Source organism: Vibrio sp. DNB22_10_4 (assembly GCF_052879755.1).
Genome location: NZ_JBNNXW010000013.1, coordinates 53,895 through 66,224 on the forward strand (window position 1 = coordinate 53,895; position 12,330 = coordinate 66,224).

General features: G+C 44.2%; 12 protein-coding genes. 8 read left to right on the top strand and 4 right to left on the bottom strand.

Annotated elements, in window-relative coordinates:
* Positions 1-136: 136 nt before the first annotated feature.
* Positions 137-976 carry a CvfB family protein gene (locus ACVA6Q_RS20510; RefSeq protein WP_446648778.1) on the bottom strand — a complete coding sequence of 280 codons (840 nt, stop codon included), beginning with the start codon at positions 974-976 and terminating at the stop codon, positions 137-139.
* Between the two features lie 113 nt (positions 977-1,089).
* Here ACVA6Q_RS20510 and ACVA6Q_RS20515 point away from each other — a divergent pair, with 113 nt between their 5' ends.
* Complete coding sequence (locus tag ACVA6Q_RS20515; RefSeq protein ID WP_353498691.1) at positions 1,090-2,439, top strand: hypothetical protein; 1,350 nt, start codon at positions 1,090-1,092, stop codon at positions 2,437-2,439.
* 25 nt (positions 2,440-2,464) lie between these two features.
* Here ACVA6Q_RS20515 and ACVA6Q_RS20520 read toward each other — a convergent pair whose 3' ends face one another.
* Both ACVA6Q_RS20520 and ACVA6Q_RS20525 read right to left on the bottom strand, forming a co-directional pair.
* Positions 2,465-2,944: a PaaI family thioesterase gene (locus ACVA6Q_RS20520; RefSeq protein ID WP_446648779.1), complete on the bottom strand. Its 480-nt coding sequence runs from the start codon at positions 2,942-2,944 to the stop codon at positions 2,465-2,467.
* Positions 2,945-3,121: 177 nt separating this feature from the next.
* Entirely contained in the window at positions 3,122-4,021 is a 900-nt protein-coding gene (locus tag ACVA6Q_RS20525; protein ID WP_446648780.1) for a putative PEP-binding protein, read from the bottom strand.
* 260 nt (positions 4,022-4,281) lie between these two features.
* Between ACVA6Q_RS20525 and ACVA6Q_RS20530 the strand changes: the two genes are divergently transcribed.
* Together ACVA6Q_RS20530 and ACVA6Q_RS20535 are read left to right on the top strand one after the other, a co-directional pair.
* Positions 4,282-5,346 carry a 3-deoxy-7-phosphoheptulonate synthase gene (locus ACVA6Q_RS20530; protein ID WP_446648781.1) on the top strand — a complete coding sequence of 355 codons (1,065 nt, stop codon included), beginning with the start codon at positions 4,282-4,284 and terminating at the stop codon, positions 5,344-5,346.
* Position 5,347: 1 nt separating this feature from the next.
* A complete protein-coding gene (locus tag ACVA6Q_RS20535; protein WP_353496144.1) occupies positions 5,348-5,830 on the top strand; it encodes a YajQ family cyclic di-GMP-binding protein in 483 nt (160 codons plus the stop codon).
* Between the two features lie 50 nt (positions 5,831-5,880).
* On the opposite strand, the gene ACVA6Q_RS20540 is transcribed toward ACVA6Q_RS20535, so the two are convergent.
* Entirely contained in the window at positions 5,881-6,819 is a 939-nt protein-coding gene (locus ACVA6Q_RS20540; protein ID WP_446648782.1) for a siroheme synthase, read from the bottom strand.
* Between the two features lie 458 nt (positions 6,820-7,277).
* Here ACVA6Q_RS20540 and ACVA6Q_RS20545 point away from each other — a divergent pair, with 458 nt between their 5' ends.
* From ACVA6Q_RS20545 to ACVA6Q_RS20565, 5 genes are all read left to right on the top strand, one after another.
* Positions 7,278-8,306 (top strand): amino acid ABC transporter substrate-binding protein, encoded by a 1,029-nt coding sequence (locus ACVA6Q_RS20545; RefSeq protein WP_429759259.1) that lies wholly within the window; start codon positions 7,278-7,280, stop codon positions 8,304-8,306.
* A 68-nt stretch (positions 8,307-8,374) separates the two neighbouring features.
* Positions 8,375-9,577, top strand: a complete 1,203-nt coding sequence (locus tag ACVA6Q_RS20550) for an amino acid ABC transporter permease (protein ID WP_446648783.1) — start codon at positions 8,375-8,377, stop codon at positions 9,575-9,577.
* Between the two features lies 1 nt (position 9,578).
* A complete protein-coding gene (locus ACVA6Q_RS20555; protein WP_353496140.1) occupies positions 9,579-10,676 on the top strand; it encodes an amino acid ABC transporter permease in 1,098 nt (365 codons plus the stop codon).
* Positions 10,677-10,697: 21 nt separating this feature from the next.
* A complete protein-coding gene (locus ACVA6Q_RS20560; RefSeq protein ID WP_042498733.1) occupies positions 10,698-11,447 on the top strand; it encodes an amino acid ABC transporter ATP-binding protein in 750 nt (249 codons plus the stop codon).
* A 216-nt stretch (positions 11,448-11,663) separates the two neighbouring features.
* The gene (locus tag ACVA6Q_RS20565) at positions 11,664-12,326 is read left to right on the top strand and encodes a Bax inhibitor-1/YccA family protein (protein WP_112461762.1); all 663 of its coding nucleotides are present in this window, start codon (positions 11,664-11,666) and stop codon (positions 12,324-12,326) included.
* The last annotated feature ends 4 nt before the right edge of the window (positions 12,327-12,330 follow it).

Here is a 12,330-nt window from a genome sequence, read left to right on the forward strand (position 1 = left end):
CAGTAGCGTTTGAAACATCGTCCATCTTTACAGTTAGCGTAGGCTCTCCATGAGCCATTCCCCTAGGCCCAAATCAGGATCAGTTTTGGGCCTCTTTTTGGTCTATTGACCTTGCAACAGCTACTAACGCATAACTTTATTCAGCGTTAAGATAAATTCCGTCTTTTTCAATACGAATCTTACCTTGCTTGTACAGACCGCCAATGCTCTTCTTGAACGTACCTTTACTGGTTTTGAACGCAGCAAAGATCGCTTCTGGTGTTGACTTGTCGCTCAATGGCAAGAAGCCACCTTTCTTCTCAAGCAAGCTCAGAATTTTCTCACTCAAGTCATCCATTTTCGCCACACCAATTTTTTGAAGTGACAGATCGATTTTGCCATCTTCACGGATTTGCTTGATAAAGCCTTTAAGCTTCTTACCCACAAACAGTTTTCCGATGACATCAGATGGGAAAATCATTCCCCAATGCTCACCATTAACGATGGCCTTAAAGCCTAGTTCACTACGCTCTGCAATCAGAAGGTCAACCTGTTCGTTTTGCTTATAGCGTGCTGGCGTCTTATCCAATAATTTGTTGAACTTAGTGGTGCCAACAATGCGTCCCGATGCTTTGTCTGTATAAACGTAAACCAAGATAGTTTGTCCTTCTGACAAACGACCGCGCTGTTCACTAAACGGGATCAACAAATCTTTTTCTTTAATGCCCCAGCTTGCAAATGCACCGACACTGTTAATACCTTCAACTTTCATCAGACCCCATTCGCCCACTTGTGCAATAGGCGTATCCGTTGTTGCAACAACTTGGTTATCTGCATCAAAGTAGATAAACACATCGACCGTGTTACCGATAGCGATGTCCTCTGGAGCATGCTTTTTAGAAAGTAGAATAGAGCCGTAGTCCTCTCCATCCAAGAACCAGCCGAAGTCTGCTTCTTTAATTACTTCCAATTGGTTAATACGACCTATGTTAATCATGTTTATTATCTCTAATGGGGTTGTTGGCGCGATTATACCTAACTCCCTTTAAGATGCTAGTTTACCTTGGTTCTGATATGCTTAGCTCAATCTCAGCACATGGAGAGAGTTGGTTGATCACCGTAGACAAACAAGATGCTATTACGCTAAAAATTGCACATGTAATGGCCAACACGAAAAAGCTAGACTTGGATGTATTCTTATTCATTCCCAATGAGTTAGGAATGAAGTCTCATCTCATCTCTGAGTCTGATTTTTATCATGAATCTATTTCACAAAAACGCGCCTACTACAGTAACGAGACACTACTGCCACTCGTCCACTCAAGGCTAGCTAAACGCGGCCGCTTATCAAACACCCAGTATCGTGTGAGTTTGAGCTTGTTTGCTTACCAGTACGTCATCGCGTTGGATAAAGCGGTAGCAACACTGAAAGAAACCGCACAAGACGAAGTGACCGCGGATGAAGTCGACGAAGTTATTGAACTGGTGCTCGATATTCTAAAGAAGATGCGCCGCTCCGTTCCTTATGAAGAGCACCTAAAGCGCCACTACGCCAATATCGACAATTATCTCTCTTGGTATACAGGACAAAAGCTGCTTGAGTTGGTGGTGTATATTCCGAATAGCAAATCTTACACGCCTTTAAAAGATCGTTTGATTACCATTGTTGAGAAGGAACAAGCACATCGTAACTTAAACAACTACAACTCCGACAAAGTGAAGAACGACCCCACTCGCCTTGCCAATAAGATGCGTTTGTTACGTCGCCTGATCGAGCACCCTATCGTTCTGCAATCGAAATCCACCAGCATGGGAAATAACACCAAACGAATCATCAAAGGCTCCGCAACCGGGCTAGTGATGTTATTTGTTACCTCTGCGGTGATTTTGGCTCGGGACTATCTAGGGGAAATCACCGCCTCGTTTATTTTGGTGCTGTCGGTCATCTATGCCTTGAGAGAAGTGTTTAAGGACGATTTACGCGACATCATGTGGCGCTGGATACAACGCGGCAAACCAAAGTGGCGTCGCCGCTTTATTGACGCTACAACAAAAAAAGAGGTGGGCAAAAAGATTGAATGGCTAGATTACAGCACTTTCGAACAACTGCCAGACCGAATTAAGAGTATTCGCAAGAAACGTTCAGTACAAAGAGAAGAAGAGGTGCTGCACTATCGTTCACATACCGAAATGGCAACATCGCGTTTTACAAGCGGCTATGAGCAAACGCGAGAGATCTTAAACATTAACGTTCGAGCTCTGACCCGATTAATGGATAAATCCAATAACCGGATCTACAAATTACAAGAAGGTCAGGTCGTCAAAGAATCGTTAGAGAAACGCCACCTACTCAATCTAATTGTGAGAGAGAGCAACCAAGGCGAAGAAGCCGTTTACTATCGCTGGAAGATTGTTCTCAATCGTTCAAAAATCGTCGATATTGAACAGATACCCGTTTAACGCGGTTTCCTTGCGAAACATCGCTTTAAGAAGCCTTCGCCTTTAGAGACAACACTAAAGAGAATTCGGCCATAGGTTCGTCACCATGCAAACTTGGACAGGTGGCCACAATTCGAACCGGTTTATTGATTCGCTCGCCTGAGCGAATCGTTTCATCGAGCATCTCATCGATAAGCTTGCCGTCTTTACAGGTGAAAATCACATCGGCTTCAGGACGTCTAAGAAACTTGCCGTCCACTTCCTTAAACGCCAATGACACACGCTTACCACGCTGCTGAGCTTTACTCATCGCCATAAAACCGCCTGCAACGTCCGCCCCGACAGCTAGCACACCAAAATACATACTGTTTAAATGATTCTTAGTGCGACGTTTTAAGGGGATCAGCAACTCTACTTCGTCCTCATCGAGCTTCAGTAACTTAGGGCGACAAAGCCAAATTAGGGGCACCTTGAAGAAACCGAATGTATTGAGATAAAAGTTGGCTTTTTGCATCGCGCTAAACATGTTGAGATCCTTCCGAACAACTAGTCAGACCAGTAAGCCAAAATAATCATCAATTGTCAAAAAAATGTTAACAAAACAAAAGCCAAGCGAGATAACTCTGCAATAAAAAACGGCTGACCCCATAGAACAAGGAGTCAGCCGCTGAAATATCCTGATAATTAGCCTGTTAAGGTGGCTCTACTCACTAACTGGAAAAACCGTTACCTTAGTTTCATCTTGCAGAAATTCTGCTAACTGAGGCAAGTCTGACAAATTGTCGACTAAGAGACTCGCTGGTTTGTTAACTTGATGGCACGCGGCTATTGCTTGCTTGACTAAAGCCAAGACCGCTTCATTTTGCGGGTCGTACAGGTGAGCTAACTCATCATGCTGCAAATCAACACCGAGCGTCAGCTGAGTTAAGCTTTCTAGCTTAAGCACTAAGCCGTCGAAATAATGTAACAGGCGCTCTGATAGCAGAACCGCTGATGGCGTGTCACACGCAAACAATACTTTCAAGCCATTTAGACCGCGTGGTAGTCCACGTTCTGCCAAGCGATCGATGATCTTAGCTGCATCACTTAATGCACGTACGCAAGGTACAACTATAGACACGTCATGACCTTGGCTTCGTAATGTTTTGATGACTTCGCACTCAAGGGCAAAACAGGCTTGATATGACTCAGAAGAAAAACGAGAAACACCACGTAAACCAAGCTGTGGGTTGATTTCGTCCGCTTCCACTTTACCGCCTAGTAACGCACTCATTTCGTAACTGGTCGCGTCATTGAGTTCAACGCAAATAGTAGAATGTTCAGTCGTAATTGAAGAAGTGATCGCATCAACAAGAGTAGAAACAAAGAAGTCTTCAGCGGTCTGCTCACCAAGCAGCGCTTGAATGGCTTCTGTTTCTACAGGGTCAAGTTCCGATTCAGCTGCGGAAAAACCCGGGTGAAAAAACACCTTCTCCATAATCAGCTCTGAAATGGATACATATAGAGAAGACGCTGGGGCTTGCTCCACAAAACTGGGCAACACATTGCCGACGTTGAGTCCCGATGGCGTGTTTCTTTGAGGCTGTTCTTTTTGGTAACTCATTGTTGCTCCATGCTCTAATTATTACTGCTTTTGGCAAAATACCGACTCACCACATAGAATACAAGGGATTCTGGCAATTTAATGGCTAACCGACATTCGTTCAGTAACTTAACAGGAAAATCGCTCTGTTTTTAGGCAAACATAGCGTTAAAATTTAAGTGATCATGGAAATGATTGAGCTATAGCTATATTAGTGGTTTATTCTACTGGACAATTCCGTTATCTTAACCGCTTCATAATAATTTGCAGGCTGCACCATCATGCCATTAAAGACCGATGAACTAAGAACACAGGCATTAGGTCCAATGCCAACTCCATCAGAATTGAGCGCTAACCACCCAATTACTGATGACGTAGCAGAGCGCATTGCGCATTCTCGCCGTCAAATTGAAAATATTCTTACTGGAGACGATAACCGTCTTCTTTGCATTGTCGGCCCTTGTTCGGTACACGATACCGAAGCGGCTTTAGACTATGCTAAGCGCCTCAGCGCTATCCAAGATCAATACAAAGACGAACTGTTTATCGTAATGCGCACTTACTTTGAGAAGCCGCGCACCGTAGTCGGTTGGAAAGGTTTGATTACCGACCCTAACCTAGACGGTTCTTACGCACTTGAGGCTGGCCTTAACAAAGCACGTGGTTTACTTCTTGATATCAACAAACTCGGCCTTGCGACAGCAACTGAGTTTCTCGATATGATTACCGGCCAATACATTGCCGATCTTATCACGTGGGGCGCAATTGGTGCTCGTACTACAGAGTCACAAATCCACCGTGAAATGGCCTCTGCCCTTTCTTGCCCGGTTGGCTTCAAGAATGGCACAAATGGTAGTGTTAAAATTGCTATCGATGCGATTCGTGCATCGAAAGCTTCACACTACTTTTACTCGCCAGATAAACATGGTCGCATGACGGTATATCGCACCAGCGGTAACCCGTTCGGTCACATAATTCTACGTGGTGGTGATACAGGTCCAAACTTTGACGAAGCGTCTATCGATGCGGCGTGCGAACAACTGGCATCATTTGACTTGCCAGCACGACTTGTTGTCGACTTTAGCCACGCTAACTGTCAAAAACAGCACCGCAAACAGATCGATGTTGCTCAAGAAGTGGCGCGCCAAATTATTGCGGGCTCTCAAAAAGTGTCGGGCATTATGGCAGAGAGCTTTATCGAGGAAGGTAATCAAGGTATGGAAGATATCCATAACCTCACTTACGGCAAGTCCATCACCGACCCATGCTTGAGCTGGAGCGACACGGTTCATATGCTCGATATTCTTGCTGACGCCGTTAAACAACGCAACGAAAAGGAAAGTTAACATGCCATCTTTTGATATCGTTTCTGAAATCGATACCGTAGAGCTGCGCAACGCCGTAGACAATGCGAACCGTGAGATCTCTACTCGATTCGATTTTCGCAATGTTGAAGCAACATTCGCTTTAAATGATGAGACCGTCAAACTCTCTTGTGAGGGTGACTTTCAACTTAAGCAAATGCGTGACATTTTACGTGGCAACCTAACGAAACGTGGTGTTGATGTAAACGCAATGGAATCTCAAACTGCAGAACAATCTGGCAAGCTATGGAACCAGACCGTGTTGTTCAAACAGGGCATCGAGACTCCTATTGCGAAGAAAATCGTCAAGCTTGTTAAGGATTCAAAAATCAAAGTACAAGTGTCAATCCAGGGCGACAAAGTTCGAGTAACGGGTAAAAAACGCGACGACTTACAAGCAACTATGCAACTGGTTAAAAACGGCGAGCTTGGCCAACCGTTTCAGTTCAATAACTTCAGAGACTAAGCGAATTCTTTAAGCTTGATCTGTATAAAATAAAAGGGCGTATCGCCCTTTTATTTTACCTTCGCCAGCTCAATCACTTCATCACCTTCCTTTAACAGCTTATAAGATGACGAATTGGGTTCTACAAAGACCACAATACGTTGTTTGTTCGCTTTTCTTGTCATAATGTCCGAAGAGACCTGAGTAACATCATCGAACGCAATTCGCTCTGCATCTCGCCTTACTAAGTCTACAAAGCCAAACGGACACTGCTTGTCATAAAATACAATTTCCGCTTCCTGCATAATTCGCATCGCTTTGATCGGTAGCAGTTCGGGATCTTCACCAAATTCAATCCAAGTGCAAGAATCAGTAAATTCGGCATCAGCGTGAATTAGCGATTGATAGGCTTTTTCAAGCTCTTGATTATCTTTACAGTTGATAACAAGCGGCTGCTTGAAAAATAGCTCCCAAAACTTTCTTCTCTCATCTACCGTCGCAAAATGGCGCTTGATATCACTTCGTTTACTGGCGGCAAAATCCGCTAACTGAGCAGTATTCATTGGTAAAACGGCTTCTAACTTTTCTCTTATACCTCGGATCAAGACCGGTGAAGAGCCACCACTGGAGATGGCAATTTGGACTCTTCCGCGGTTAATAATCGATGGTGTTATAAAGTCACAGTAAGGTGTATCGTCCACTACATTGACTAAAATGCCGGCATTTTTCGCATCTTTATGCACTCTATGATTCAGCTCAGGGTTGTCTGTCGTTGCCCATACTTGAACAAACTCATCCCGCATCAACTCTTGTTCATAAAAACGTGGGATCCAAACACACTTTCCACTCTCGCTCAGCTCCCTAAGATAAGGTTCAACTTTAGGTGAGACAACCGTAACACTAGCTCCGGCTCGAACAAGAGTTTCGACTTTTCGACAAGCGACTTCACCGCCCCCAACAACCAAGACGGGCCTTTCTAGTAAGTCCATAAACAGTGGAAAGTAACGCATAATTTTCCTTTTCTAAACGATATAACTATTCATTCATGATCACCAAGATGGTGCAAAATTGTCACCGAGACATTGATCACAAAACTATTTCCAACCAAATTTAATGCATTTTATAGATGAAAATACAAACAACTAACAAAATGGCATTTATTTTATTTTGTTTTAACGAAACTTTAACACACCACTCTCTAATTCACTTTTTTAGTGCTTAGTTGCACTATTTACAAAGTCATCACACTTAGCCATTCTAACAATTGTTTGGCGTTGAGTGACTACTCAAAAAACCATTTAAATTAATAATTTGAGTATTCACAGTTCATTATCTACGCTTTAAACGGCTGTGACAACTTGCACCAATTCGGTTCAAAAACAACAGCCTCTACCGAAACACAACAATAATTAGCACATGGTATTCAGGCTGGACCTGACTTACACGGAAATAACAGGAAGGATACACAATGGCAAAGAAACTCACTCTTATTGCTTCTTTAGTGGCGGCTTCTGCTGCGATGATGAGTACTTCAGCAATGGCTGCAGACTCAACTCTGGACAAAGTCACTAAAGCTGGCGTTTTAACTTGTGGCGTTAGTACTGGTCTTCCAGGCTTCTCTAACCCTAACTCAAAAGGTGAGTGGGAAGGTATTGACGTAGAATACTGTCAAGCGTTAGCTGCAGCAGTACTGGGCGACAAATCCAAAGTTAAATACGTTCCATTAACAGCAAAAGAACGCTTTACAGCTCTCCAATCAGGTGAAATTGACGTTTTGTCTCGTAACACAACTTGGACTCTACACCGTGACTCAGCTTTAGGTCTGAACTTCGTTGGTGTTAACTACTACGATGGTCAGGGCTTTATGGTCAAAAAAGAACTTGGCCTAACAAGTGCTAAAGAACTGGATGGCGCATCTGTATGTGTTCAATCTGGTACAACAACGGAGCTTAACCTAGCCGATTACTTCCGTAACAACGGTATGGAGTATAAGCCAGTTGTATTCGATACGGCAGCACAAACTTCAAAAGGTTTCGACTCAGGTCGTTGTGACGTTCTTACCACAGACCAATCTGGTCTTTACGCGCTTCGTCTAAACCTTGCAGATCCAAGCTCAGCGGAAGTACTACCAGAAATCATCTCTAAAGAGCCTCTAGGCCCTGTAGTACGTCAAGGTGATGACCAGTGGTTCAACATCGCTAAGTGGACTTTAGCTGCAATGGTGAACGCTGAAGAATACGGCATTACTTCAAAGAATGCTGACGAAATGCTTAAATCTACCGATCCAAACATCAAGCGTATCCTTGGTGTAGACGGTCCTAAAGGTAAAGGTCTAGGCATTGCTGACGATTGGGGTTACCAAGTTATCAAACAAGTAGGTAACTACGGTGAAAGCTTTGAGCGTACAGTAGGTGAAGGCTCTCCTCTGCAAATCTCTCGTGGCGTAAACGCGCTATGGAATGCTGGCGGCTTCATGTACGCGCCACCAATTCGCTAATCGCGTTTTCATGCTCCAATAAGGGCGGTTTTACCGCCCTTTTTCAAAGGATTTGAGGTTAAAGCTGTATGAAACCTACTACGACTCAAGTCGCAGCGCAGGATAAACCTGCGAAAAGCGCAAATCTACTATACAACCCCACCTTTCGCTCCGTTGTATTCCAGGTCTTAGCCGTACTCGCTCTGGTATTTTTCTTCTACACCATCGTTACCAATGCACTGGATAACCTTGCTGCTCGTGGCATCGCTACAGGCTTTGATTTCTTAAGCCAAGAAGCAGGGTTTGGTATTGGTCTGACGCTGATTGAGTACGACGAAACGTTCTCTTACGGGCGCACCTTCTACGTGGGACTTTTAAACACGGCTCTGGTTTCTGTACTGGGCATTGTGTTTGCAACCATTCTCGGTTTTGTCATGGGTATCGCGAGATTGTCATCAAACTGGCTCGTTAGCCGTTTTGCTGCAGTCTATATCGAGATTTTCCGTAACATACCTCTTTTGCTGCAAATTTTCTTTTGGTATTTCGCGGTACTTCAAGCTCTGCCTTCTGCTCGTCAAAGTATGAGTTTAGGCGAAGCGATCTTCTTGAACGTTCGCGGTCTTTACTTGCCTGCCCCAGTATTTGGTGAAGGCAGTGGCGTTGTGATCGGAGCGTTTATTATTGGTATTGTTGCGACAATTATTATCAATATTTGGGCGAACAACCGCCAAAAGCTCACCGGTCAACAAACCCCTATGGGTCGAATTGCCCTTGGTCTTATCGTTGGTATTCCAACGGTTGTGTTTTTTATTATGGGTATGCCTATCACGGCTGAGTACCCAGTATTGAAAGGCTTCAACTTCCGCGGTGGTATTAGCATTATCCCAGAACTTGCAGCATTAACCTTGGCGCTGAGTATTTATACCGCCTCGTTTATCGCTGAAATTGTTCGTTCCGGTATTAATGCAGTTAACCATGGTCAAACTGAAGCTGCGATGTCACTTGGGCTGCCACGTTCAAGAACGCTTAAGCTTGTCGTTATCCCTCAAGCTATGCGTATCATCATTCCACCACTCACCAGCCAATATTTGAATCTGACGAAAAACTCGTCGCTTGCCATGGCAATCGGTTATCCCGATTTGGTTTCGGTATTCGCCGGTACCACGCTTAACCAGGTGGGTCAGGCTATCGAAGTTATTGCAATGACGATGGGTGTCTACCTAGCTCTAAGCTTGCTCACGTCTGCACTGATGAACGTTTACAACAAGAAAGTTGCTTTGGTGGAGAGATAATATGAGTCAGCATCAATTTCAACCCGATCTCCCGCCACCAGCAAACACTGTAGGTGTTGTAGGTTGGCTTCGTAAAAACTTATTTAATAGTCCAGCTAACTCAGTATTGACGGTCGTTTTAGGATACTTTGCTCTATCACTACTTTGGTATGTGTTCGACTGGGCAATTCTTAAAGCCGACTGGGTGGGCACAACGCGTGATGCTTGTTCTCGTGAAGGGGCATGTTGGGTATTTATTAGCGTGCGCTGGGAACAGTTCATGTATGGTTTCTATCCGCAGGCTGAACTGTGGAGGCCACGTCTATTTTACGCAACGTTAGCGATATTCGTTGCCCTACTCGCCTACGAACGCACACCTAAGCGCCTTTGGATTTGGTTGTTCTTTGTCAACATCTATCCATTCATTGCTGCTGCACTGCTTTATGGTGGCGTGTTTGGACTAGAAGTCGTTGATACGCACCGTTGGGGTGGTCTACTCGTTACGCTTATTATCGCTTTGGTGGGTATTATCGTATCGCTGCCAATTGGTGTTGCGCTGGCCTTGGGTCGCCGCTCTGAAATGCCAATTATTCGAAGCATATGTACAGTCTACATTGAGGTATGGCGTGGTGTACCGCTTATCACTGTGTTATTTATGGCATCGGTTATGCTACCACTCTTCTTTTCTGAAGGTGTAGAGACAGATAAGCTAATTCGTGCACTCATCGGTGTGGTAATGTTTAGTGCCGCCTACATGGCCGAGGTAATTCGTGGTGGTCTACAAGCGATTCCTAAAGGGCAATACGAAGCCGCAGATGCACTCGGGTTAAGTTATTGGAAAAAGATGGGACTGATTGTGCTGCCTCAAGCGCTGAAAATCACTATTCCATCGATCGTAAACACCTTTATTGGTCTCTTTAAAGATACCAGTCTGGTACTCATCATCGGCATGTTCGATGTACTTGGTATCGGACAAGCTGCGAACACCGACCCTGAGTGGTTAGGTTTTGCTACGGAAAGTTATGTATTTGTCGCGTTAGTGTTCTGGGTGTTCTGTTTTGGCATGTCGAGATACTCGATATGGCTTGAGAACAAACTGCATACCGGTCACAAACGATAAACGGAAATTCGAGGACGTATTATGACGCAACAAGAAGACTACATGATCCAACTAAAGGACATGAATAAGTGGTACGGCGAGTTTCACGTACTAAAAAACATCAATTTAGACGTTAAAAAAGGCGAAAAAATCGTTATCTGTGGCCCATCTGGCTCAGGTAAATCAACTATGATTCGCTGTATCAACCGTCTAGAAGAGCACCAAGCTGGTCACATTTACGTTTCTGGCACTGAGCTCACTGAAGATCTGAAAAACATTGAAGCAGTTCGTCGCGAAGTAGGCATGTGTTTTCAACACTTTAACCTCTTCCCTCACCTAACAGTGCTAGAGAACTGTACTTTAGCTCCAATTTGGGTGAAAAAAATGCCTAAAGAGGAAGCTGAAGCAATTGCAATGAAGTATCTTGAGCGCGTTAAGATCCCAGATCAAGCGGACAAGTATCCGGGTCAGCTTTCAGGTGGCCAGCAGCAACGTGTGGCTATCGCACGTTCTCTATGCATGAACCCTCAGGTAATGCTGTTTGATGAACCCACTTCTGCACTCGACCCAGAAATGGTTCGTGAAGTACTGGATGTAATGGTGGAATTGGCAGAAGAAGGCATGACTATGTTGTGTGTAACGCATGAGATGGGCTTTGCGAAAGAAGTCGCGGATCGCGTTATCTTTATGGATGCTGGGGAAATTATCGAAGAAAACAACCCCGTTGATTTCTTTGAAAACCCTCAATCAGATCGCACGCAGAACTTCCTTAGTCAGATTCTGCACCACTAATCAGCACCAATGTAAAAAAGGCGACCAATGTGTCGCCTTTTTCTTTGTAGGTTATTGATGTACACTGGAAATATTGTGTTACATCTTATTATATCCTTAAGCAGTTATTTTTATTATGATTTTGTTCACTGACTTTTGCTGCGGGACTTGATCTTTTGAACAATCAACCCCATAAATAGTCATATAAACATAAGTCAATCATCTATGAGGAAGATTATGAACGATCCTATGGTATCTCGCAGTTCTGCTCAAGCGAGTGTACTGCAAACAAACAAAGTATTGCGAAATACTTACGCGCTGCTCTCTATGACGCTACTTTGGTCTGCGGTCGTTGCAGCATTCTCTATGGCAATGAACCTACCTCGTCCAGGTCTAATCCTAATGTTGGTTGGTTTCTACGGTCTACTATTCTTGACTGAGAAGAACCGTAACAACAGCATGGGTCTAGTATTCACGTTCTTGTTCACTGGTTTCCTCGGTTATACGACAGGCCCTATCCTAAATGCCTACGTTGGCGCTGGTATGGGTGATGTTATCGTTACAGCACTGGGTGGTACTGCTCTAGCGTTCTTAGGCGCTTCTGCTTACGCACTAACGACTAAGCGTGATTTGTCGTTCCTAGGCGGTGTACTAATGGCTGGTTTTGTTGTTCTTCTGATCGGTATGGTCGCGAACATCTTCCTACAAATGCCAATGATTCACCTAGCAATGAGCGGCATGTTTGTTCTGTTCTCTACTGGCGTAATTTTGCTGACAACTCAGCAAATCGTACGTGGTGGTGAAACAAACTACATCTCTGCAACGGTTAGCTTGTACGTATCTATCTACAACCTATTTATCAGCCTATTGTCTATCCTGGGCATTATGAACAACGATTAATCCT

Coding starts and splice junctions, on each gene's coding strand:
- ACVA6Q_RS20510 (WP_446648778.1), bottom strand. CDS start 976: ATGATTAACATAGGTCGTATTAACCAATTGGAAGTAATTAAAGAAGCA.
- ACVA6Q_RS20520 (WP_446648779.1), bottom strand. CDS start 2,944: ATGTTTAGCGCGATGCAAAAAGCCAACTTTTATCTCAATACATTCGGT.
- ACVA6Q_RS20525 (WP_446648780.1), bottom strand. CDS start 4,021: ATGAGTTACCAAAAAGAACAGCCTCAAAGAAACACGCCATCGGGACTC.
- ACVA6Q_RS20530 (WP_446648781.1), top strand. CDS start 4,282: ATGCCATTAAAGACCGATGAACTAAGAACACAGGCATTAGGTCCAATG.
- ACVA6Q_RS20535 (WP_353496144.1), top strand. CDS start 5,348: ATGCCATCTTTTGATATCGTTTCTGAAATCGATACCGTAGAGCTGCGC.
- ACVA6Q_RS20540 (WP_446648782.1), bottom strand. CDS start 6,819: ATGCGTTACTTTCCACTGTTTATGGACTTACTAGAAAGGCCCGTCTTG.
- ACVA6Q_RS20545 (WP_429759259.1), top strand. CDS start 7,278: ATGGCAAAGAAACTCACTCTTATTGCTTCTTTAGTGGCGGCTTCTGCT.
- ACVA6Q_RS20550 (WP_446648783.1), top strand. CDS start 8,375: ATGAAACCTACTACGACTCAAGTCGCAGCGCAGGATAAACCTGCGAAA.
- ACVA6Q_RS20555 (WP_353496140.1), top strand. CDS start 9,579: ATGAGTCAGCATCAATTTCAACCCGATCTCCCGCCACCAGCAAACACT.
- ACVA6Q_RS20560 (WP_042498733.1), top strand. CDS start 10,698: ATGACGCAACAAGAAGACTACATGATCCAACTAAAGGACATGAATAAG.
- ACVA6Q_RS20565 (WP_112461762.1), top strand. CDS start 11,664: ATGAACGATCCTATGGTATCTCGCAGTTCTGCTCAAGCGAGTGTACTG.